At 67.3% G+C, this 21,281-nt stretch carries 25 protein-coding genes and 1 pseudogene; 12 read left to right on the top strand and 14 right to left on the bottom strand.

Going from position 1 to position 21,281, the window contains the following annotated elements:
* Positions 1 to 145 precede the first annotated feature (145 nt).
* The 12 genes and pseudogenes from BM066_RS21215 to BM066_RS27150 form a co-directional block, all read right to left on the bottom strand.
* On the bottom strand, positions 146 to 892 hold the full coding sequence (locus BM066_RS21215; protein ID WP_018061893.1) for a hypothetical protein: 747 nt from the start codon (positions 890 to 892) through the stop codon (positions 146 to 148).
* On the bottom strand, positions 893 to 2,149 hold the full coding sequence (locus tag BM066_RS21210) for a site-specific integrase (RefSeq protein ID WP_018061894.1): 1,257 nt from the start codon (positions 2,147 to 2,149) through the stop codon (positions 893 to 895).
* Positions 2,150 to 2,393: 244 nt separating this feature from the next.
* Positions 2,394 to 2,564 (bottom strand): hypothetical protein, encoded by a 171-nt coding sequence (locus tag BM066_RS26570; RefSeq protein WP_018061895.1) that lies wholly within the window; start codon positions 2,562 to 2,564, stop codon positions 2,394 to 2,396.
* Positions 2,561 to 2,806 (bottom strand): hypothetical protein, encoded by a 246-nt coding sequence (locus BM066_RS21205; protein WP_018061896.1) that lies wholly within the window; start codon positions 2,804 to 2,806, stop codon positions 2,561 to 2,563. Before BM066_RS21205 ends, BM066_RS26570 begins: the two co-directional genes overlap by 4 nt.
* Positions 2,803 to 3,432, bottom strand: a complete 630-nt coding sequence (locus BM066_RS21200; RefSeq protein WP_018061897.1) for a hypothetical protein — start codon at positions 3,430 to 3,432, stop codon at positions 2,803 to 2,805. The genes BM066_RS21205 and BM066_RS21200 overlap by 4 nt, the downstream gene beginning before the upstream one ends.
* Positions 3,432 to 4,031: a hypothetical protein gene (locus BM066_RS21195; RefSeq protein WP_018061898.1), complete on the bottom strand. Its 600-nt coding sequence runs from the start codon at positions 4,029 to 4,031 to the stop codon at positions 3,432 to 3,434. The genes BM066_RS21200 and BM066_RS21195 overlap by 1 nt, the downstream gene beginning before the upstream one ends.
* Entirely contained in the window at positions 4,028 to 4,333 is a 306-nt protein-coding gene (locus BM066_RS21190) for a hypothetical protein (RefSeq protein ID WP_018061899.1), read from the bottom strand. Before BM066_RS21190 ends, BM066_RS21195 begins: the two co-directional genes overlap by 4 nt.
* A complete protein-coding gene (locus BM066_RS21185; protein ID WP_018061900.1) occupies positions 4,333 to 4,761 on the bottom strand; it encodes a hypothetical protein in 429 nt (142 codons plus the stop codon). Before BM066_RS21185 ends, BM066_RS21190 begins: the two co-directional genes overlap by 1 nt.
* Before the next feature lie 2 nt (positions 4,762 to 4,763).
* Complete coding sequence (locus tag BM066_RS21180) at positions 4,764 to 7,067, bottom strand: ParB N-terminal domain-containing protein (protein ID WP_018061901.1); 2,304 nt, start codon at positions 7,065 to 7,067, stop codon at positions 4,764 to 4,766.
* Entirely contained in the window at positions 7,064 to 7,564 is a 501-nt protein-coding gene (locus tag BM066_RS21175; RefSeq protein ID WP_018061902.1) for a hypothetical protein, read from the bottom strand. The genes BM066_RS21180 and BM066_RS21175 overlap by 4 nt, the downstream gene beginning before the upstream one ends.
* A gap of 76 nt (positions 7,565 to 7,640) precedes the next feature.
* Positions 7,641 to 7,979: a hypothetical protein gene (locus tag BM066_RS21170; RefSeq protein ID WP_018061903.1), complete on the bottom strand. Its 339-nt coding sequence runs from the start codon at positions 7,977 to 7,979 to the stop codon at positions 7,641 to 7,643.
* A 280-nt stretch (positions 7,980 to 8,259) separates the two neighbouring features.
* A pseudogene (locus BM066_RS27150) lies at positions 8,260 to 8,464 on the bottom strand (helix-turn-helix domain-containing protein); the annotation flags it as partial.
* 369 nt (positions 8,465 to 8,833) lie between these two features.
* On the opposite strand from BM066_RS27150, the gene BM066_RS26700 reads away from it, so the two are divergent.
* Positions 8,834 to 9,355: a hypothetical protein gene (locus tag BM066_RS26700; RefSeq protein ID WP_018061905.1), complete on the top strand. Its 522-nt coding sequence runs from the start codon at positions 8,834 to 8,836 to the stop codon at positions 9,353 to 9,355.
* Here BM066_RS26700 and BM066_RS21155 read toward each other — a convergent pair whose 3' ends face one another.
* Positions 9,356 to 9,988 carry a helix-turn-helix domain-containing protein gene (locus tag BM066_RS21155; protein WP_018061906.1) on the bottom strand — a complete coding sequence of 211 codons (633 nt, stop codon included), beginning with the start codon at positions 9,986 to 9,988 and terminating at the stop codon, positions 9,356 to 9,358. It lies immediately after the preceding gene.
* 90 nt (positions 9,989 to 10,078) lie between these two features.
* On the opposite strand from BM066_RS21155, the gene BM066_RS21150 reads away from it, so the two are divergent.
* The 8 genes from BM066_RS21150 to BM066_RS21115 all read left to right on the top strand — a co-directional run bounded on the left by BM066_RS21150 (position 10,079) and on the right by BM066_RS21115 (position 16,526).
* Positions 10,079 to 10,315, top strand: coding sequence for a hypothetical protein (locus BM066_RS21150; protein WP_018061907.1), 237 nt, complete (start codon positions 10,079 to 10,081; stop codon positions 10,313 to 10,315).
* The gene (locus BM066_RS21145; RefSeq protein ID WP_018061908.1) at positions 10,312 to 10,665 is read left to right on the top strand and encodes a hypothetical protein; all 354 of its coding nucleotides are present in this window, start codon (positions 10,312 to 10,314) and stop codon (positions 10,663 to 10,665) included. The genes BM066_RS21150 and BM066_RS21145 overlap by 4 nt, the downstream gene beginning before the upstream one ends.
* A 1-nt stretch (position 10,666) precedes the next feature.
* Positions 10,667 to 11,410 (top strand): hypothetical protein, encoded by a 744-nt coding sequence (locus BM066_RS21140; protein WP_255367678.1) that lies wholly within the window; start codon positions 10,667 to 10,669, stop codon positions 11,408 to 11,410.
* Entirely contained in the window at positions 11,407 to 11,679 is a 273-nt protein-coding gene (locus tag BM066_RS21135; protein ID WP_018061910.1) for a hypothetical protein, read from the top strand. The genes BM066_RS21140 and BM066_RS21135 overlap by 4 nt, the downstream gene beginning before the upstream one ends.
* Positions 11,676 to 12,866, top strand: a complete 1,191-nt coding sequence (locus BM066_RS21130; RefSeq protein ID WP_018061911.1) for a DUF7146 domain-containing protein — start codon at positions 11,676 to 11,678, stop codon at positions 12,864 to 12,866. Before BM066_RS21135 ends, BM066_RS21130 begins: the two co-directional genes overlap by 4 nt.
* A complete protein-coding gene (locus BM066_RS21125; protein ID WP_018061912.1) occupies positions 12,863 to 14,758 on the top strand; it encodes a hypothetical protein in 1,896 nt (631 codons plus the stop codon). Before BM066_RS21130 ends, BM066_RS21125 begins: the two co-directional genes overlap by 4 nt.
* 163 nt (positions 14,759 to 14,921) lie before the next feature.
* Entirely contained in the window at positions 14,922 to 15,650 is a 729-nt protein-coding gene (locus BM066_RS21120; protein WP_018061913.1) for a hypothetical protein, read from the top strand.
* Between the two features lie 228 nt (positions 15,651 to 15,878).
* Complete coding sequence (locus BM066_RS21115; protein WP_049801082.1) at positions 15,879 to 16,526, top strand: hypothetical protein; 648 nt, start codon at positions 15,879 to 15,881, stop codon at positions 16,524 to 16,526.
* Here BM066_RS21115 and BM066_RS21110 read toward each other — a convergent pair.
* On the bottom strand, positions 16,512 to 17,189 hold the full coding sequence (locus tag BM066_RS21110) for a hypothetical protein (RefSeq protein WP_018061915.1): 678 nt from the start codon (positions 17,187 to 17,189) through the stop codon (positions 16,512 to 16,514). The two genes, BM066_RS21115 and BM066_RS21110, sit on opposite strands and share 15 nt — an antisense overlap.
* Before the next feature lie 190 nt (positions 17,190 to 17,379).
* Between BM066_RS21110 and BM066_RS21105 the strand changes: the two genes are divergently transcribed.
* From BM066_RS21105 to BM066_RS21095, 3 genes are read left to right on the top strand one after another with little or no spacing between them, the layout of a single operon-like run.
* Positions 17,380 to 19,542: a phage terminase large subunit family protein gene (locus BM066_RS21105; RefSeq protein ID WP_018061916.1), complete on the top strand. Its 2,163-nt coding sequence runs from the start codon at positions 17,380 to 17,382 to the stop codon at positions 19,540 to 19,542.
* The gene (locus BM066_RS21100; protein WP_018061917.1) at positions 19,542 to 19,766 is read left to right on the top strand and encodes a phage head-tail joining protein; all 225 of its coding nucleotides are present in this window, start codon (positions 19,542 to 19,544) and stop codon (positions 19,764 to 19,766) included. Before BM066_RS21105 ends, BM066_RS21100 begins: the two co-directional genes overlap by 1 nt.
* Before the next feature lie 3 nt (positions 19,767 to 19,769).
* Positions 19,770 to 21,272: a phage portal protein gene (locus BM066_RS21095; protein WP_018061918.1), complete on the top strand. Its 1,503-nt coding sequence runs from the start codon at positions 19,770 to 19,772 to the stop codon at positions 21,270 to 21,272.
* Positions 21,273 to 21,281 lie beyond the last annotated feature (9 nt).

Below are 21,281 nucleotides of genomic sequence, written 5' to 3'. Positions count from 1 at the left end.
AAGGAATGGTGGACGCGACAGGGATTGAACCTGTGACCCCTACGATGTCAACGTAGTGTTGGCCTCTGAAACCCTTGCTGTTGCAGGGATTGGCGTTCGTTGGTTCCCTGTTTTGTTCACGCCTTTTCGACGCCATTCTGGGAAATTACTGGGAACCAGCTTGCTCCGCCTGCCTTGGCTTTGGGGTTGGTGGAAAGCGGAAACTGATCTTCATCGCCGGATGCTCGGCCTTCACGAACGCGATCAGCTTCTCGGCAGCGCCCAAGGCGTTGAAGTACGCCTCGTCGGTGTCGGTCCATAAGAAGGTGGCCATTTGAAAGAGGCCCGGAAATCGAGGGTCCGCTTTGGCAAGGGCCTCGTTGGATGCGCCTTGGTTGATCAGATCTATATACTGCAGCGTCACCGCTGCCCGCGTTTCGGAGTACGATCGCATCAATGTGGTCACCCCCCGCGCATTGATCTCACAATCGTTTAGCTGTGCAACCAGATCGCTGCGGCCCTTTCGAATGAAGACGCCAAGGTCATCTGAATTAAAGCCGATAACCTCCGAGGTCAGAACGGGCTCGATCATCACGCGCCAGTAATCCTCCGGCTTGATGTCTGGCGTTGCGCTAAGGAAATTTTCCACCCCCAACTTGGCTCCGATGACGATTCCGACTATCCGGCCGAAGTTGTGGACGACGCGCCAGGTCGCGATCTCTTCCCTTTCGGCCTCAGCCTTTTTCTCTGCTCGAAGCGCCAGACTCCGGGTGTGTGCGTTGGCCATCGCGGTGGCGGTGAGCGTGACCGCGCCACCGATTACGGAACCGAACAAGGCGGCGATCAGCTCGGTCGATGTCCAGATGCTTTCAGCCGCAGGGGTGTTGCCAAATACAACAGTCAGGTCCGACATTTAGCTGAGTGCCTTCCGTGCCCGGGCGTTGTGGCTGGGCCGGTGATGGCCGTAGTTGTCCTCGAGCGTCTTCATGGTCATGCCGGTGAAGGCGGCGGCCTCCCAGGCCGGGCAATCAGCCTCCATCAACCAGGTGCAGCAGGTGTGTCGGAGCCAGTGCGGCGTGACCTCGGCCGCCAGGCCTGCGTCGGCGACGATCGCCTCAAAGCCCGTCCGGACGCTGTCGATCGGCGCGCCGCCGTGGTGCAGGACCGTGTTGGCCATCTCCAGGTTCTCCTCCTCGAGGAGCCTGGCGGCTTTCATGTCGTCGAGCTTTTTCCAGCGACGCATGTGCGCCAACAGGCGGCCGGTGATCTTCACGACAGGCCGGCGCTTGGTCTTGTGATCCTTCTCGCGCTTGCCGCGGCGCCAGATCATGCCGGCGTCGAGATCGATCCAGGCCTGCACGGGCGATTCCGCCCAGAGCAGCTTCATGGTCACCGTCGGCCGGCTGCCGGAATAGACGCCCATCACGACGAAGCGGCGTAGGTGGGCGCGGTTGGCCCGCACGCTGCCGCCCAGATATCTCCAGGAGCGCTTTCCGGCGGCGTCGACCTCGATGCGGTAGCCGCGCGCGGCCATGAGCAGGGCCGCGACCTGGTCGCGCGTCAGGGCGTCGCGAGGGCTTTCGGGCTTGTCGGGAAGCCAGACCTTGGGGCGGTTGCTGAGCGGGTATTCGCCATTCCAGTAGTGGATGGCGGCCGACAGGTCCTCGAGCTCGCGCCGGGCGCCCTGATCGCTGACGCGCTTGTCCAGCGCGTCGCCGTACTTGGCCTGCTTGAGCGGCTGGGTGATACGATCGGCGACGTAGGCCTGGCAGGTCGAGCGCCGAACGTCGGCCAGGGTGTCGGCCCCGAAGAACTTCATGAGCGCCTGGACGCGGACGTTCGTGGCCTTCGGGTCGGCGAGCTTGGGGGCCTTCTCGGTGAGATAGAGGGCCAGGACCTCGGCGATTAGGACCTTAGCTGGATCACCTCGGCGCTGGCGATCATCGACAACTTCTTCTTCCTGGGTCCGAACCGCCGACTTTTGGAGGATGTAGGCGGCGAGCTGCGCTTCGGCGCCATCAGGGCCAGCGAGGCCATCTGGACCGCAGCCTGTGCTGATCTCAACCTGTCCGTCTCGGATGTAGTAGATGTCGGGGATCGGCTTGCCGGTGCGGGCGTGGATCCGGCCGGAGCGGAGGTGGAGGCGGGGGCCTTTCGAACGTCGGGACATGCTCTTGCGGGCTCGGGTTGGAAGAGCGCGCGGACGCTCGCGGGAGTGATCCACAATAGCCCTCGGACTCGGGCAGGGGTCAATCGGCCCTTGGCGATCTCGGTGCGCAGTGACGACACGGTCACCGGACCGGCCGGCCAGAACACGGCGGCGTACTCGGCCAAGGTCATGACCTCGTCGGTGGCCCATTGTTCGGGCCTGGGGCGCTGCTGGGCGCGCGCCAAGGGGTCGCGACGGCCGGCCATCACTCGCCTTCGTGCTCGATCTGGCGCTCGCCGATCGGGGCGCTCGGATCGGTGGCGAACATCCAATAGTGGGCCTCGACGGCGAGGGCGACCGCCACCCAGAACGCCAGGGCGGCCGCGACTGCGATGACGCGCCCCAAAGCGAACAGGTGGCGATCGACGGGTTTCATATGGCGGTCGCCGAGGGCTGGTCGAGCAGGCGGAAGCGGCTCGGGTAGAAGTCGCAGCTGGTGTCGGTCGGGACGTGGCCGAACATCGCGCAGCACTTGCGGCAATGGACGCAGTCGCCGCAGCTCTTGCCCTCCGGAAGGCGCATAGCGGCGTCGTAGTCGATCTCGTTCTCGACCTGAGCGAAGGGCTGAAAGCCTTCCTCCAGCGGGAGGGTTTTGGGCTCGATGAAGGTAAAGGTCATGCTTGACCGCCTTCGAGATGATGCAGCACCAGTTCGTCGGCCAAGGCCGCTGCGCCGGCGACGCCCCAGTCGTGATCCGGGTGTCCGACTTCGATGCGATCGCCGGCCAGTGCGTCGTCGATCGACATCTCGACGATCGCCTGGGCGTCCTCGCGATCCGCACCGCCGGCGACGCAGGCCTGAACGACCAGGGCCACGAAGGCGTCGTGCTGGCGTTTGCGGCGGCCGAGCTCGGCGGCGATCAGTGCCCCGGCTCTCGCCAGGTCGCGGCTGGCAGATTTGGGCTTCCACCATTCCAGCGCCCATGGCCAGCCGGGCGGCGGCGCACGCTGGATGTCGGCCGGGGCGTGGCCGCTGACGAAGCGCAGGGCCGAGAGGATGTAGCAGTAGCCCGCCTCGGCCAGTTGGCCGGGGTAGTTCTGGTCGTCATGGTCGGCGTCGAAGCCTTCCTCCCGAACCTGCCTGACCCGCTCGGTGCGAATGACTTCAGCGCCGTGGTCGCGCTGCAAGTCGCGGAACCGGTCACACAGCACGGCGACCCAAGCTGGATCCCAGGCGCGCTCGTCTTCGATCATCTCGCCGATCAGCGCGACGAGCTCGGGGTTGGTGAGAAGGATTTTCGCCATCACAGCCTCCCCATCTCGGCCAGCTTCACCCGGGCCCGCTCGAGGCGTTCCTGGATCTGCTCGGCGGAGAAGAGATTCGTGGCCTCGAAGGCGATGACGTAGTCGCGGGGCGGCTCGCTCTCCTCCTGCTCGATGCTTTCGGGCGGCATGCGGACCTTGTCGCCCGTCTTGATCGAGCCCTCGTCATTGCAACTGGCGTGCAGGCGAACGTCAGTGCATGGCACTTCGACCTCACCTGGCCAGATCTGCTCCCCACACCCTTCGCAGCGGTCGAAATACTCACCCGCGACAGCGTCCTTTAGGCCCTGGTAGGCGCTGAGCAGTCTCTGGACCAGAAAGGCCTTGGGCGCGGCTCGCACCTCGAGCGCCTGCAGTAGCTCGCCGATTTCGCAGGCCTGGTGCTCGCGCCAATACTGGCGTTCGGCCAACAGGGCGCGCACCTCGACCGGCTCGCCGGTCGTATCCAGTACCATGAGTTGGGCGGGCCCGATGTCGCCCAGCTCGACCCAGTGGTCGACCTTGCCGACCACAGTGAGGGCCGCCTCGTCGCCGCCGACGATGCTGATCTCCTTGGCCTCGATCTCCACGCGCCCGCTCATTGGTCGAGCTCCCGCGCCAGATCGGCGGCATTGGCGCGGCCTAGCATGGCCAGCGGACCGCGGAAGGTCTCGACCCCGCAGACCATCCCCGCCAGGGCCCAGCACACACCCAGGAGGGCGGTGATCCAGGTTCTGGAGCCGAAGACCAGGTCGACGGTCGAGCACAGCAGCAGCAGCAAGCCAAAGGCTACGGTGACGACAGCGCACGCCGTCTTGATGGCCGCCCAGAACGACCGCCAACGGCGGCGGCGGGCCTTTTCGGCGGCGCGCGCCGCCTCGATCTCCCTGTTGACCGGCGGCATCACGCCGCCCTCCCGATGGTCGGCGCCACCGAGTGGCGCGCCTCGAGCGCGGCCTGCAGCTGGCGGCGGCCGCCGCCGGCGAGCCACGCCCAGCCGATCAGGCGCGTGCGCGCGCCGTCCTCGCCGAGCAGCCAGACCGCCACGCCCAGGACCTCGCCCAAGCCGCGGATATTGAGGGGTGCTCGGTCCTCAAGCTCGATCGCCGCGTCGCCGCGATCGACTTGGATGGCGCGCGCCAGGTCGCGTAAAGTCTCGTAGGCCGTCGGCTTGGCCAGGGGGTTGGTCGGCTCGCGCACAAGCGCGTAGCGGACGTTGGGATCGTCCATGCGGGGGCTCCTGAAATAGGCCAAGGCGGCCTCGATGAAGGTTGCGGTTGGCGCGGGGGCGCGTCCGACCGGGGTGGCGAAGGCGGGGGAAGCGATGGCCATGGTCAGGCGTCGGCCATGTGGTCGGCGGCCACGCCCTCGGATGCGAGCGGCGCTCGCACGACCTGGCCGTCTTCAATGAAGTCTTCGGCCCAGTCGTTGGCGATCTGACGCGCGGTTTCCCGGTCCCATTCGAAGCCGTCGTCGCCAAAGGCGCAGCCGCTATCCTGCTCGTAGCGCTTGAGGGCCTGCACGGCCTGGACAGAGGCAACGACGGCGTCGGAGACGCTGTGTTCTTCGGTCAGGGTCTCGGCGATCCACGCCTCGAAGGCCATGGGCGTGACAGGCGCTTCGTCTGCTTCGGGCCAGCACCCGGTTACGGCGTTAAGCGCCAGAATGGCGAGCCTTGCGCTGCGGCTGGCCCTGACGGTTATCTCCGTCCCGCTGGCGGTCCGGGCAAAATTGTAGCTGTTGGCGACAGCCGTCCACGGAGCCGCCGCCGTCGCTTCCTCGAGCATCTGCCGGATTTTCGCGCCGAGCTTCGGGAGCTCCATTGTCGGCGCCACCGCCTCGAGCTCGGCGAGGCGGCGCTCGGCGAGCTCGAGGCGCGCCTTCTCCTTGGCCTCGTGCGCCGCCCGATCGCGTTCCGATTGGGCCTTCCGGTCGAGCAAGGCTTGGGCCGCCGGCGATACCGGGAACGGCGCGTTCAGCCATTCCGTCGCATAGGCTTTGGCCTTCCGGCACTTGTCGGCCGTCTCCCGGCCCAAGAGGGCCTCGCGCAACTCGCCGATGACCTTCGTCCTGACCGACTGGCTGGTCAGGACTTCGGCCTTCCACTGGCCCATGAGCGCGCGCTCGGCGCGGTTTGTGATCTTGATCCGCGTGGATCCGTCGCTGCTGGGCTTTTCGGGGTCGCCGCCGGTGATCAGGTCCTCGGAACGTAGGTTCGCGATGACGCCGGGCGGGGCGTTGAACCGCATGGGTACGCCTTGGTAGTTGTCGCCCATGTAGCCGCCGGGCTGACGTTTGAACGCGTCGTGGATCTCCAGGAGGATGAGAGCGTGCTCAGCGCGCACGGTCGGCGCTGGCCCGGCCGAGGGCGGCTTCGGTAGGTTCAGCCAATAGGTCCAGTACTCACCGGCTTCCTGCAGGCGGTCGTGCTCTTCGTCGTCGTGCAGCGCGTCGGTACGCGCGAAGCGCAGCCCGTCGTCGCCCGCATAGATCATGCGAGCGACGAACTTCTCGCCGCGAGACAGCAGCGACACGGCTGAGCCGCCGTTGAAATAATTGAAGGTGATATAGCCGCCCTGCAGCAGGGCCTTTTCCGCCGGGTGACAGTTGTCGTTGACGGTCGGGATCTCGGTGACCCGGGTCGACCGACCGACTGCGAGGGGGTGACTGAACGGCTTGGCCCGGATGGCTGCTGCGACCTCCACCAGCATCAACGCCATGTGTTCGGTCGGCTCTTCGTCCTCCTGGGCGGCGGCGGAAATCGCCTGCTCGAGCTCGACTTGGCGCGAGGCTTCGCCTTCCCCCGTTGCCGCCGGCGAGGCCTTCTCCGTCTGCACGCTTTCGCGCAACTGCTCCCAGGTCCACACCCCGCTCTCATGCAGGGCGATGTTCGTCGGCGTCGCTTCCTCGACGGCCTTGATCTTCTGCTGGACGTCCTTGACGCCGCGCTCGCTGCCCTCGATGGCGCGTCCCAGCTTGAAGGCCACGGCCCGGGCCGACAGGCCGGTCAGGGCCTTGTAGGCCGCCAGGCCCTGCGCATCTTCCCAGGGCGACAGGTCGCCACGCTGGGCGTTGGCGATCAGGGCGACGAAGAGGGCCTCTTCCTCGGTCCCTTCTCGCTCGGTGAAGGGCAGGCCCTCGGCCAGCGCCGGCGGCAGGCGGTCCTGGCTGATCAGCAGGTCGCACGCCCGCCACCGGCATTCGCCGTCATGCAGCATGCGAACGCCGTTCGCATCGGCCGGGCGGAGGACCAGGTTGTGCAGTAGGCCGCCGACCTCGACGATGCTCTCGGCGATCTCGGCGATCTTCTCGGCCGGGAACGTCTTGCGCGGATTGGCCGGGTTGCGTGCGATCTTGTCGTGCGGCCAGACGGCGGCGCCGCCGGCGCTGGGATCCTCCGCCCTGCCAAGCGCATCGAGCGCGTCGACGCCGGCACGCGCGATGAAGTACTTCGGCGGATCGGACGCCTCGGCGCTGATCAAGCCCGCGTCGGCGAGCTTGCCCAGATCGCGCCGAGTGTTGGAGGTGTCGCGGGCCGTTGCCTTGGCCACCTCGGCATGGGTACGGCCGACCTTACTGTCCTGCAGATGGCGCAGGATGTCGGCGAAGGTCAGGGCTAGCGGCGTGAGCGCGCTCATACGTCGTCTCCGGAAAAGTCGTTGAAGGGGTTGTCCAGGCGCGCGTCGGACTGAGGCGTCGGGGCGGCCGGCTTGAACTTGCGAAGGTCGACCCGGTGCACGGGCCGGCGGCCCAGGCCCAGGTTCAGCCAAGTGGGGGACAGCCCGTCGACGCGGGCCAGGCGCTCGCCCGGCGCGACGCCGATCGCGGCGCAGACCCAGGTGAGCTCGTAGTTGCGGGGATCGGCCGCGACGCCGATCAGCTCGCCGGGCGTGCGGCCCAGCGTTCGGCAGAGGGCCCGTCCGACCTCGTGCGGGGTCGGGCCGTACATGACGGCGCGGATCTCCGGGCGGCCCTCGAAAGCGCGATAGACCAGCTTGACGATCTCGCCCGGCCGGAACACCGCGCCCTCTGGAGGCGGCCCGGCCAGGTCGGCCTTGTCGCCCCGGACCTCGACGATCTCGCCGCCCAGGACGCTCAGGCGGTCGACGGCGTCGGCGAAGCTGATCACGGTCATGACAGCACGCGCTCGAGGATCAGGGCCGCGACGCCGATCAGCACCAGCGACCAGGACCGCAGGGTGTCGCCGGCGCTCATCGCGTCGCGTCCTCGAGGCGGAGGCGCAGGATCTGGCAGTGGGCGCGAAGCCAGAGCAGTTCGGTCATGGTGGCCGCCATGCCGATCGAGGCGGCCAGGGCCTGGGCGTCGGGCGAGGCGTCCTCCATGCGCACGGCTATCGCGACGCAGCGCGCCTCCTCGAGGCTGAGGGTGAAGTGCCGGCCCGCCGCGTGCAGGCCGACGATCGGGAGCGGGGCGTCCTGCGACAGGACGACGATCGGGGCGCAGCGGATCGTGTCGATCGGCTGGCCTTCCATGGCCATGAGGACGTCGGCGACGCGCTCGTCCTGGGCTTGCTGGGCGGGCGTGGCCATCACGCGACGCGCCTCGGATCGTAGACGTCCGACGGCTCGGCCGCTCGAACGTCGTTGCGCGCCTGCAGGAGCGAGAGGAACGGCTCGGCCAACTCGGATCCGCTAAGGCCCGCGTCGACAGCGGCGGTCGGCAGGTCGCCGGATCCGTCGGCGAAGCGCCGGACCAGGCCGGCGACGATCGATCGATCCAGGTTTGACAGGCGGCCGAAGTCCCCGGCGATCTGAGCGCCGTAGGGCGCGCCCATCATGACCAGCATCGGATCGGGACCCGTCGGAACGTCTCCGTCGCCAGCGGTGTCGGCCAGACCCTCGAAGAACCAGGCGACCGTGGTCGAGAGCGCCCGGGCGGTGTCGTAGAGTTTGGAGGCGCTGACCCGGTTGGCCCCGCGCTCGTACTTCTGGACCTGCTGGAACGTCAGGCCCAGTTCGTCGGCCAGGACTTCCTGGCTGACGCCCAGCATCTTGCGGCGCATCCGGATCCGCATGCCGACATGCAGGTCGACGCGGTTGGGGGTCCTGGCTTGATCGGCGTCGACGGGCGGCCGCGCGGCCGACGGATTGCTGAATTGGGTCCGGGTGGACGACATCGGGGCGTCTCCTCAGCCCCGCGCCGATCCCCTGTCACGATCACGCCCATGCTGAAGCGCGACCGCCGGTCGGACCCTCCGAAGCGACGCGAGCGAGCGAAGCGGATCGGCGCGGGGTTGAGGTAATTGATGGAGCTTTTCTCCATTCGTCAAGTCCATCCATTATTTCCATTTTGGAAATTGGATCGACGCATGGAGACCACACGCTCTTGACCGGGCCTGCGCTCGGCGAAAAGGATTGTTCGCCAAGGGGTGGAGAGCGGCGAAATGATTATCGGATTGGCGCTCGTAGCACTCGAGCTCGGCCAGGCGCCGCTCGTACCCTACGACCCCAGCGGCGAGGCTAAGGCCCGGGTAGCAGCGCGGACGTCAGGTAGGAATACGGTCGAGGGCGACGCGCTCCTCCGCACGGTTGGCGGAAACGTTAAGACCTGCGCAGGCTTCGTCGCCCACTTGATTCCAGTTCGTGCTGAAGTCCGCGCCGGCGTCGAAAAGGCGTACGGATCTGCAGAGGCGGGCTTCTTATCAGCTGACCGCGTCACGGGCGGCAGCGGCCCGCTCGAGTCTCAGCTCCTCGCAGAGGGGCAAGCAGTCCCTTGCGATGCGGCGGGCCATTTCCGCTTTGAGGGCGTACCCGACGGAACCTACTACGCTCAAGCACGGGTTCAGTGGTCCGTTCCCACGCGATCGTGGGGCGGCCGCTATCATCTAGAGGCTGAGGGCGGGTTCCTGATACAGAGGCTTACAGTAGAAGGTGGAGAGACCAAACGATTGGTCTTGACCAACTAGTTACCTCAGTCGCCTGGTTGGCAAGTCTACGGCGTGAATGGCTTTCACGCTCGCGCCGTCAAATCGCAGTTCGTTCTCTTGGCCCTTTGGTGGATTGTATTGCCATGTGAACACCTGCCCGTCGCGCTGACCCCGGTAGTTCTTGATCACTCCAGACCCGTCATTGAACTCAATTAAGCAATCCTGCCCACGCCCGGGTGGAAGGCCGATGTGAACGACGACGGCCTCGCCCGCAAAGTAGCGGGGCTCCATGCTGTCTCCGATTATCCTCACGACGATGAGATCGCCCAGGCCGTTCCAAAGTGGTGGAGCATCAACCCAGTCAATCACCTGGCCGGCGTTGATCGCGACGCGCTCCTGCCCGCCAGCGGCCGCATATCCGTAGACCGGAATGCGCCGCGGGGCCGTGCTGCGGCGAGAAGATAGGGCCTCGACGGTGGCTTCGCGGTCGACCTTCTCGCCGAAGAACTGCTCAATCTTGATCAGCTCGTCGGCCTTCAGCCTCCGCTCCCCTTTCAACGTCTTGGTCAGGCTTGATGGGTCGATGCCGAGGTGACGTGCGAGGTCGGACTGCGAACGCTTCATGCTTCGCAGACGGGCGGGGATTTCGGGGATTTCCATAGCGGCAAGCATGGAAGAAATTTCCGTCCGGTGTCTCTTGAGGTTTGATCCAAATCAGTCCAGCGGTGGACATGGAGATTACCTCTAGACGGATTTTCCATAATGGCAACGGTTGAGCTCGACGAAACGCCTGCGGTACGCGCGGTGCGTCTCCTTGGTTTGATTGATATCGCCCACGCCTGCCGGCTCACTACAGATGCGGTTCGGAAGTGGCAAAAGAGCAAGGGCGGGCTCATTCCCGCGCAACATCAAGCGGGCGTCCTTCAGCTCGCGCTCGACAAGGGCGTGCAATTCGACGCGTCTGATGTTGTCGCTTTCCCGGCGCGATCGCACCAATGAGCTTGGCCCATCGCGTTGAACTGTGGACGGCCCTGGCGCGCGAAGCCGCCGACCTGGCCCGCGACTACGACGCCAGTTTCATCGTCGACGCCGACCACGCCCAGCCCAGCCTTGACGTGCGCATGAGCGCCGCCCGAGGCCAGGCCCGCGGCCTGGTGGCCGAGCGCTTGCCGTTCCCCGCCTGGGAGGACGGACGAACCTTCCTGTTCCTGCTGAGCCGCCTGGTCGACGACGATGCGACGCCGGCGGTGCGCCGCCAGCATGTCGAGGAACTGGTCTCGGCCTCGATCCGGCTGGTCGACGTGCTGGGTCGCTGCAGCGCCCGGCCGCGCGCGGACCTGGATGACTGACATGACGCGCGCCGGCCCCGTGGCCAACCGTTCCGTCGTCGAGCGCCGCGCGCCCCGCCTGGTCGAGCAGGACGACGACCATACCGCCCTGATGCGGGCGCTGGAGTTCTACCCCACGCCCCTCTGGGCGGCGCGAGCCTGCGGCGAGGTCGTGCGCCGGTTCGACCGTCGGGCCCGGCGTGTCTGGGAGCCCGCCTGCGGCGAGGGGCATATGGCCAGCGCCCTGGCCGAGCGGTTCCGGGTGCAGGCCAGCGACGTGCATCCCTACGGCTATGGCCAGGTGCAGGACTTCTTCTCACCGGCCGCGCTCGAGCTGAACCCCTACGATGCGGCGCTGAAGCCGACCGATTGGATCATCACCAACCCGCCATTCGCGCTAGCCCAGGCCTTCGCCGAGATCGGCCTGCGTCGAGTGCGTCGAGGCGTGGCCCTGCTGTGCAGGCTGCCGTTCGAGGAAAGCGTGGGCCGCCACGATCTGATGCGCCGGCTGAGTGTCAAGGCCACCTTCTGCGAGCGCGTGGGCATGCAGCTGGGCAGCTGGGATCCGGAGCTGTCGACCGCCACGGCCTACGCCCTGTTCGTCTGGATGACGCCGGCCGCCGAGGCGAGCTCGTCGTTCGGCGGCCTGATCGCCGCCAACCGCGCCGCCGGCGGCTGGCTGTCGATCCTGATCCCGCCCGGGACCAAGGACCGCCTGACCCGGCCGGACGACGCCGAGCGCTTTGGCGGCCGGAGAGCGGCATGAAAAAGCCCAAGACCTACAACCTGATCCCGCTGACCCCCGCCCGTTTCGCCGCCCTGCAGGCGCTGGCGCGGCGACCGGAGGGCGCCACCGCCGAAAGCGATGCGGTCCACGGCGCGCTCTGGCCGACGCTGGTCGCCATGAACCTGGCCCAGCGCCTGCCTCGCACCGAGCGGGAGCGCGGCATGCCTACGCGCTATCGCCTGCTGCCCGCCGGCGAGGACCTAGCCGGGGCCGGTGCGAGCGGCGCTCGCACCGAGGCGCGCCCATGATCGACAATCTGTTCGAGGAAGCCCGGGATCGCGTGTCGATCGAGGAGCGCGTCGAGCAGACGGGCGTGAAGCTGTACGGCAGCAAAGTCCAGAAGCGTGGGATCTGCCCTCTGCAGGCCTGCGGAAAGAAATCGGGCTCCAGGCCCTTTGCCGTCTATCCCGGCGATGGGCGGTTCAAGTGCTGGAGCTGCGACAAGCGCGGCGACGTGATCGAGCTCGAGCAGCTGCTTGAGGGCGGGACGCCGGTCGATGCGGCGCGCCGGCTGTTGGGCTTGGAGGTGGTCGAGCGCGCGCCGCGGCCGGTGATCACCGAGGCCGATGTCGACGACGACGCGGCCCGCAAGCTGAAGATGGCGCAACAGATGTGGGGCGCCGCGACGGTGGTCCTGGGCTCGCTGGCCGAGAAGTACCTACTGTCGCGCTGCATCCACCCGGCGGTAATCGCCCGCGCCGCGCCGGCCATGCGCTATCACCCCGCCGCGCGGCATAGCTGGGACCCGAAGCGCGAGACCTGGGTCCGGGCCCCGGCCCTGCTGGTGCGCCCCGTGACCGAAGAAGGCCCGACCGGTGGCGTGCACGCCACCTATCTGCTGCGCGACGGGTCCGGCCGCGACAAGGCGCTGGGCAAGCGGATGATCGGCCCTCAGACGTTGAACGGTCGGCCGGGCGGAGCCTGGCTGATCGGGCCGACCGGGGAGGGACTGGACGGGACGCCGCTGGCCAATGGCGAAGGTATCGAAACCGTTCTGTCGATCGTCTCCCTTGCCCAGATGCAAGGCCGGCGGATGCGGGCTGCCGCAGCCCTTTCGTTGAACCGGCTGCAGGGTGGCGTCCAGGTCGACGCTGATGGCTGCATCGATCTGGACGATCCCCGCGCCGACCTGGAGCGTCCGGCCTTCACCTGGCGATCGCCCGACGACCAGCCGTGGCCGGAGGTCGTGACCGGTATCGACCGCGACATGAAGGCCCTCAAGATCTGGGCTCGGAACGGGCGGGGCCGAAAGACCGCCATGCTGCTCGAGGGCGAGGCCCGGGCGGCGCTGTGTGGCCGCCTGGCGAGACAGCAATGGGCGGCGGCCGGAGCGGAGCGCGTCCGCGCCGCCCTGCCGCCCGTCAACAGTGATTGGAACGACGAGTTGCGCCGCCAGGTCCTGGCCGACCAGGCGCGCCTGGGGGTGAGCGTATGACTGACGATATCGACGAAACCGGCCTGGAAGACGACGACGGCGGCGGGCCGCCGGCCGAACCGGCCAGCTACGAGCCCATCGCCCTGGCGGGCATGGAAGACGCGCCCGAAGGCACCGAAAGCCTGCTGAAGGGCTTTCCGAACCCCGACGTTTCCGAAAGCCCGGTGATCCCTCTGGGCTTCGCCGGCGCCAAGGTGTGGTTCGCCATGCCCGAGGGCGAGCTGCGCAGCGAAGTGGCCAGCAAGGTCGGGGCGATGCTGCGCACCGACATATTCGCCTGTCAGGCCGGGGCCAGCTTCCTGACCTATTGGCGCGACCGCGCCGACAAGTTCCAGCGCGAGCCCTGCGCAATCTGGTTCGTCCGCAAGTGTCGCGAGGCGGGTTTCTGGGACAGCTCGCGCCCGATCCGCTCCCTGGGCGTTTGGCCCGGCGAGGCCGGCGCCGTGATGCTGCACCGGGGCGACGAGGTCTGGAGCTTCGCAAGCGGCCGCAAGGTCGACAAGCGCTCGATCGCCGAAATGATGCGCGTGCGCTCGGGCCCGCTCTACAGGCTGGCGGCCTCCGGGCCAAAGCCTGGGAAGCCCTGCACGGTCGAGGATGGGGCGTGGATCCGCCGCCAGTTCGACAACTGGCATTTCGAGCCCATCGGGATCGACGGCCTCACCGGGGCCGACGTGATGGCCGGCTGGCTGGTGGGTGCGCTGTTGGGCGCCGTGGCGCCGTTCCGCGGCCACCTGATGCTCAACGCCCTGCAGGGCTCGGGCAAGACGACCCTGGTGCACCTGGTGCACGCCCTGATGTCGGCCCTGGCGGGCCCCGTGATCGACAGCTTCTCCGAAGCCGGTTTCCGCTCGGATCTGTCGGGCATGGCCCGGCCGGTGCTGATCGACGAAGCCGAAGGCGGCGCGAACGCCCATGGCGGCGCGGGCGTCGTCGAGCAGGCCCTGGGCGTGCTTCGGCGGATGTCGACCGGTGACGGCGGCGTGCGCAAACAGGTCGGCCAGGACGGCAACGTCGCCACCCAGACGGCGGTCGGTTCGGTGATGTTGGCCGCCATCCTGCCGCCCAAGCTGGGCCCGGCCGACGGCTCGCGCATCGTCGAGGTCCGCCTGCTGCCCCTGGCCGCCAAGGAAGGCCAGGACCTGGCCTCCGACGACGACCTGGCCACGATCCAGGCCAAGGCCGAGGCCCTGGCTCCAAAGCTGCTCGCCAGGATCCTGTTGGGGGCTCGCCGCTACAGATCCGACGTCGCCATGGTCAAGGCGGCCCTGCAGCGCGCCAAGGAGAGCCCCCGCACCGCCGACCTGATCGCCATGCTGGCCGCCGGCCGAAGGCTGCTCCTGCACGACGAACCCCTCACCCCCGAGATGGCGGATACCCAAGCGCGGTTCTGGCGGCCTCTGCTGGCCCAGCGCGAGTCGATCGAGGTCGTGACCAACCCGGGGGCGGACGCCTTCGCCCATCTGATGGCGGCTTCCACGGACCAGTTCCGCAACGACCGGCGCTTGACGATCGGAATCATGGTCGACCGCCTGGCGGCCGGCGACCGCGAGTACATCGGGCCGCTGAAGGCCCATGGGATGCTGTTCTATGAGGACGTCGGCCCCGACGGCCGAACAGGCCCGTGGCTGATCGTCTCCAACCACCATCCGGTGCTCGAGAAGATCTTCTCCCCGACCAAGTGGCAGGACTGGCGACGCGCCCTGTCCTACCTCGACGCCCTTGGACCGGACTACCAGACCTGGCCGACCAAACAGCTGCGCTATGGCGCTGGCGTGCAGCAGCGCGGCTTGGCGATCCCCCTCACCCCCTTGTTGGACCGTCTGGCGTCCCAGGCGTCCCGTCCCGTCACACCTAGCGTCCCGGAGCAAGACATTGAGTGGCAAGAGTAATCCGCCGCCCGTGACGGGTGTGACGCCTGGGACGCCACCCAACCCCCCGCAGGAGCGAGCGGGCGCGGGGACGGGTGTATCCGTCACACCCGTCCCATCCGTCACACCTTCTAATTTATCTAAGAAAATCAAAAGAAAGAAGTGGGACGCCGGGTGTGACGCGGTGGGACGCGACGTCACGCCGTTCGTCGAGCGGGCTCCGGACGAAGGCGCGGCCGTCTATCTGCTGCGCAACGCCGTGCAGTTTGGCCTGACCGAAGACCAGCGCTCGCGGCTCAGCCGGGCCTACCGTCTCAACCACCAGCTCTATGTCGGCAAGGCCGCCCGGGCCGAGGCTCAACGCGAGAGCTATCAGCTGATCAAGGGCGTGCAGCAGGAGCTCGGCTCGGCCGTCGTCGCCGCCGTCGACCAGGCCATGCGCCGGGGCGAGAAGGTCGAGACCTACAACGACGCCGGGGCCAAGCGGATCAAGAGCCGGGACGGCCTGCGGTCCCTGGTTGAGAGCGGCGCTCTCACCGAGACCGACGAGCGGGTGGGCTTGGCCTATCGACTGCTGTTCGAACAGGCGGGCAAGGGCGCGGGCCTGGGCTCCCAGCTGGAGGACCGCCCCCGGTCGATCCGAGACAGCAGCCATGGCGCCGTGGCCGCTGGCCTCTTCCGCGCCTATGCCGGTGTGCGCCTGACCGGCGTCGAGACGGCCGTCGCCGCGGCTGATCGCACGGGCCGGGCGCTGTCCATGCTCAGGGCTGTGGCCGGTGAGGGGCGAACGATCGCGTCCGTCGGTGGCGGCGGCAACACCCGGCGCACCAACCTGCAGGCGCTGAAGGTCGGGCTTCGGGTCGCGCTCGCGGCGCTTCACGGCAATGGGGGCTTGCGAATCGGGGGCAGCTAATTCATGAAAAGGACCAAGCGTTGAACTGCGCACCGAAGCCCGCCCGACCCCGTCGAGGCGGGCTTTCTGTTGGCCGCGACACCGCGCAACCCCTTACGCCACAAGGGTTTCCGCGCCCCGACCTCACCGGCCCGGGTCCTTCCAGGCCACCCCCGCCCCTATGCGGTGCGGCTGAGTGCGACGTTCCGTTAGTTCCGGGCTGCAATTCATTATGAAGGCCGTGAATTCATGCCCTCATTGATGACAAAGGGCGAGTTCGCTGCCCACATGAATGTCGGGCCGTCGGCGGTTTCGAACTGGAACAAGAAAGGCCTGATCCTCTTCAGCCCAGACCCGGATCGTCCAGGCCGGCAACTGGTGGACGCCGAGCGCTCAGCCTTGCTGATCCGGGCGTCGGTCGACACGACACGAGGCCGTCCCCGCAAGGCCGAGCAGGCGGCTGCCGAACAGTTGCCCTCCACTCCGGGGGAAGGGGCCGGATCTTCATCGTCGCGGACTTTGCCAGCGATGAACGCCTTAGAAGAGGCGCGGCTTGCGGAAATGCGTGAGCGAACCACTACCCGGCAGATCGAGAACGGTCGCCTATTGGGCCAACTGGTGTCGCTGCCGGAATACGAGCGGCGAGCGGCGGACATGGGTCGTATGCTTCGTGAGCGCAGTCATGGCCTGGTGCGCAAGCTCGCTGAGCGTTTGGCGGCGGAGATCGATCCGAGGGCGATCGTCACGCTTCTGGGAGACGGTCTCGACGGCCTGTTCGACCAAGTGGCTGGCGAACTCGAAGCGTCGCTCGCTACGGAAACCGCAGTCGATACGTTGCTTGCGGACGTACTACCTGATGACGATGACCAGCATTCGTCTGGATCAGCACTCAACTAGGATATGCGCACCGGATTGAATTTTGACCGTCGCGCGGACCCCTCGCGCGTGCCGGTCGTCAAAAACGTCAAAGTACTCGTAGTCCAGGTACAGCATGAATCGTTGCTGTCCGTTAACGTAGTCGTTGTAGTCTTGAGCCGTAATTTGACGGTGCAATTGTATGAACATGGTGACGTCTCCACCGGCACCGATCTCTCTATAGGGCTCAGCAGCATAGCTCACTTGCGGCATGACGACCTGGTTCACCGGGTGAAAAACCAGTACCCCGGCCGAGCGAAACCGAGCCGGCGTTTGGCCGCTGTTGCGAAAAATCACTCGTACCTCGGGGTCGGCCCCACCATAGACTTCGCAGCTGGACTGCTGGACCGAGACATACGCCCTTAGTTGTCGCTTCGAGGTCTCAACGGTGTGCTCAAGAGCCTGGGAGGCGGCGTCCGCTGATCGTCCACTGTCATCCGCCGAACTCTTGGCGAACACGACGGTGAAAGCGAGACCGAGCAGACTGGCCAAGCCGATGAAGGCCTGAATGCCGGTCACTATACACATCCACTTCGCCCATTCTGCCATCGCCTCCTGCGCGCGCAGATCCTTCGCGGCCCTCGTCTCCTCGGCTTTCGCAAGCGCACGCGCTGTCTGCGCTTCGGCCGCCTTCTTGCTGATCATGGGCTCTGAGGCGCTAGTCGGTCGCGACGTTAGCGGAGCTTGAACGCTCGGAGGCGTCGCCGCCAGCGCGCCGCATCCCGCAACCAAGGCAAGGGTTAGTGCAACGACAGCGGCTTGAGTGGGTGCTGGCGAGCCCTTCCGGCGCATGTCTCTGATCTCCCAGTTTGAAGCTCCACCATAGCGAGGGTTTATGAACGCGCCATCGTTCGTGATGCCTTCGCCCCAAGCTGCTGAGGTTCTGGGTGCGAACGCCGCTCGCATCTCCAAGGCGTTCGCCCAAGGGGTCCGCCCGCCAGCTAAGATCTCGGTGTCAGAATGGGCGCTAAAGCATCGAAAGTTTCCGGAGGACAGCGCCTACCCGGGCGCTTGGTCGCACGAGACCGCGCCTTACCTGGTCGAGATCATGGACAAGCTCTCGCCGCACGATCCGTGCAGCGAGATCAACATACTGAAGTGCGCTCAGTCCGGCGGATCGGCGTCGGGCGAAAACTGGATCGGTTACATCAGCGACGTAGCCCCTGGGCCACTGATGTATGTTCAGGCCACGATCACCGCGGCCAAGGACTGGGTCGCCGAGAAGTTCTGGCCCATGGTCGAGGCTTCCCCTCGCCTGGACCCAGAGAAGCGCGGCACGATCATGCCCAAACGGGCAAGAGGCGGCGGCGGTTCAACGGGCAATCGCGTGCGCTTCGCCCGCGGCGGTTGGATGTTGATCGCAGGGGCCAATTCGGCCGCGACGCTGCGCCAGCACTCGATCCGTTATGCGATCGAGGACGATCTCGACCAGTTCCCCGACAACCTGGACAACCAGGGCTCGCCGGAGGGCATGGTCACCGCCCGTCTTCGGACCTACACGCGTCAGGGTCTTTCGAAGCGGCTCGGGATCTCCACCGGCACGAACAAGGGCGCCTCGAAGATTGGGGCGCGCTACGCGAAAAGCGATCGCCGCCGGTACTACCTGAAATGCCGCCACTGCGGTTCGCGCTTCGATCCGATCTTCGAGGACCTGCGCTGGCCGGATGGCCGCCCGGATCTCGTCGAGCTCGTCACGCCCTGCTGCGGCGTTTCAATCAAGCACTGGGAAAAGGCCCAGATGTCGATGATCGACGGTTGGGTTCCGACGGTCGAGCTCGACGGCCAAAAACCGCCTCGGGTCATGGCCGAGCAGGAGATGGCATTCTGGCGATCGCGTGATCTGCAGGGGCGACAGCCCGGCTACCATATCACCGGGATCATCACGGCGTTCATGACCTGGGCTCAGCTCTGCGTCGCCTTCGTGGCGGCCCAGGGCGACGTGAACAAGCTTCGCGTCTGGACGAACCTGGACATGGGCGACGAGTTCGTCCTGAAGGGCGACGCTCCCCCTGCCGAGAGTCTCGAGGTCCTGCGCGAACAGGACTGGGGCAAGGGCCAGGTCCCGTGGGGGCCGTGCGTGTTCACGCTCGGCGCCGACATCCAGGGCGACGGGATCTACTACGAGGCCCTGGGCTGGGGCGCCGGACTGGAGAACTGGAGCCTCGATCACGGCTTCCTGCCGGGCGCGACCGACGTCGCCGGCGAGGGGGCCTGGGCCCGCCTGGAAGAGGTGGCTACCCGCAAGTTCACCCTGCCGGGCGGCCGCCAGTACGGGTTCGACCAGATCTGCGTCGACGCCGGCTATCACACCGAGGCGGCCAAGGCCTTCTGCCGGCGGTCGGCCAAGCGCCTCCCGGTCTTCGGGCGAGACGGCTGGACGTTGCCGATCCTGGGGCGCGGCCAGGCCATCGCCTTCGAGGTCGGCAAGAACAACCGGCGCAAGCGTCGCAAGCAGGCCGGCGACGACGCCTACCTGGTCGGCACGTTCGGGGCCAAGTTCAGCTTCTACGGCCACTTGCGTACGTCGATCGCCGCGGCCGAGGAGGCGGCCAAGGGTGGCCGGCCCGAGCCGTTCCGGGGCCGCATCCACTTCGGGCGCGACGCCGGCGCCGACTACTTCGACATGCTGACGTCGGAAAGCGTCGTCACCGAAACCAAGAACGGCCAGGCCCGGCGGGTCTGGCGCAAGGAAGCGGGCCGGGAAAACCACTGGCTCGACTGCCGCGTCTATAACCGCGCCGCCGCCGAGGCGATGGCGCTGGACAGCCGCAGCGACGCCGAGTGGCTGGCCCTGCAGGCCGATCGCTACGCCAGCGTCGATCCCCTGCAGGGCGACCTGATCGCCCTGGCCAATCGCCCCGTTCCGGACACCGCTTTCCCCTCGGCGGCGCCCGAACCGGCCGCCGCCTCGTCCTCCCGGGCGGCGGCCGACCCTATCCCTGACGAGCCGGCCGTCGCGGCCGACTCCTGGATCGACACTTCAGGCTGGAGCCTCTGATGCCCGCACCCGACTACACGACCGAGATCGCGGCGCTTCGCGGCGCGTTGGCCACCGGCGAACTGACGATCGAGAGCAACGGCGAGCGGGTGACCTACCAGTCGTTCGCCGACATCCGGAACCGGATCACGTATTTCGAAGGCCTGGCGGCGGCCGCGGCCGGCGTCGCGGGCCGGTCGTCTTCCTCGTTCGGCTTCTCCGCCGTCGCGTTCGATCGGGAGTAGGCCATGCGCCTGGGCCGACTGATCGACCGCTTCATCGAGCCCTTCGCGCCGAACCTGGTGCGCAAGCGCGAGGCCGAGCGCACCGCCCTGCAGCTGCAGCGCCAGTACGACGCGGCCGGGCACGGCCGCCGCACACAGAACTGGAAGCGGACCAACGGGAGCGCCGATCGCGAGATCAAGCAGGGCCTCAAGGGGACCCGCAACGGCGTGCGTGAGCTGGTCCGCAACACCAAGTACGCGGCCAACACCCTGGAGCACATGGTGGCCGCCACGATCGGCGACGGGATCGCCGTGCGCATGACCCATCCCGACGAGGCAGTCCAAAAGAAGGCCCAGGAGGATTGGGACAGCTGGGCGGAAAGCCCGGTCGACGGCTGGCAGGACTTCTACGGCGCTCAGGAGCTGGTGTTCAGCGGCATGGCCGAAGGCGGCGACATGCTGGTCGCCTGGGAGCCGGACGACACGGGCCCTGATGGGTTCATCCGGATCCTCGAGGGCGACTACCTCGACGACGGCAAGAACGAGGAGCTGTCTGACGGCGGCCGCATCGTGCAGGGCGTCCAGTTCAACGCCCGCAATCATCGGGTCGGCTATTGGCTGTTCCCCTATCACCCTGGCGACGCCGGCGGCATGTGGGGGCGCTCGGTGTTCCATTCGGTGGAGGACGTCGACCATGTCTTCCGGCAGCGGCGGGCAAGCCAATCGCGTGGGATCTCGTGGTTCGCGCCCTACGCCATGGATTTCCGCGATATCGCCGACACCGAGCAGGCGCGGATGCTCAAGGAGAAAATCGCGGCGTGCCTGGCGCTGGTTCTGACCCCGCCAGACAACGGCGGGCCGACTTCCCCGTTTGACGAGGGTTCGGCGGCCTCGGTTTCGGTGAGCGGCGACAGGCTGCCCGACACGGTCAGGCCTGGCATGATCCTTCGGGCCCGGGCCGGCGAAACCGCAACAGCGGTGCAGCCGCCATCCGGCGGCGATACGACCGGTTTCATCAAGCAACAGGTCGCGGCCGCGACCGCCGCGCTCTCGCCCTACCACCTGGTGACCGGCGACGTGACCGACAGCAGCTACACGAGCCTGCGCGCCGCGCGCCTGGGCGAGCTGCAGCTGCTCGATGTGCGCCAGCAAAACGTGATGATCCCGCTGATGGTCGCCAAGGCCGTCAAGCGTCGGATGCGCCGCCTGGCCCTCGAGACCGGCGACAGGCGTTTCATGGCTGTCAAGCCCAAGTACTCGCCGCCGATCCGTCGCGTGACGGATCCGATCAAGGACACGGCGGGCGAAAAGGCCGAGATCCGCGCCGGCCTGAAGTCCGTGCCCAAGGCGCTGTCGGAACGCGGGATCGATCCGGTCGAGCACGCCGCCGAGGTCAAGGCCTGGCAGGATACGACCGACGCAGCGGGCCTGGTGTTCGACACGGACGCGCGACGCGTCGACGGCAGTGGCGGCCTGCAGCGGCCTGCCGGCTACATCGCGCCAAAGCGCGCTTCCGAGGAAAACTAGGAGACCGCC

Source organism: Caulobacter sp. UNC279MFTsu5.1, from assembly GCF_900114015.1.
Lineage (GTDB): Bacteria > Pseudomonadota > Alphaproteobacteria > Caulobacterales > Caulobacteraceae > Caulobacter.
The sequence above is the reverse complement of the archived record's forward strand: the minus strand, read 5'-3'. Positions and strand labels throughout refer to the sequence as shown.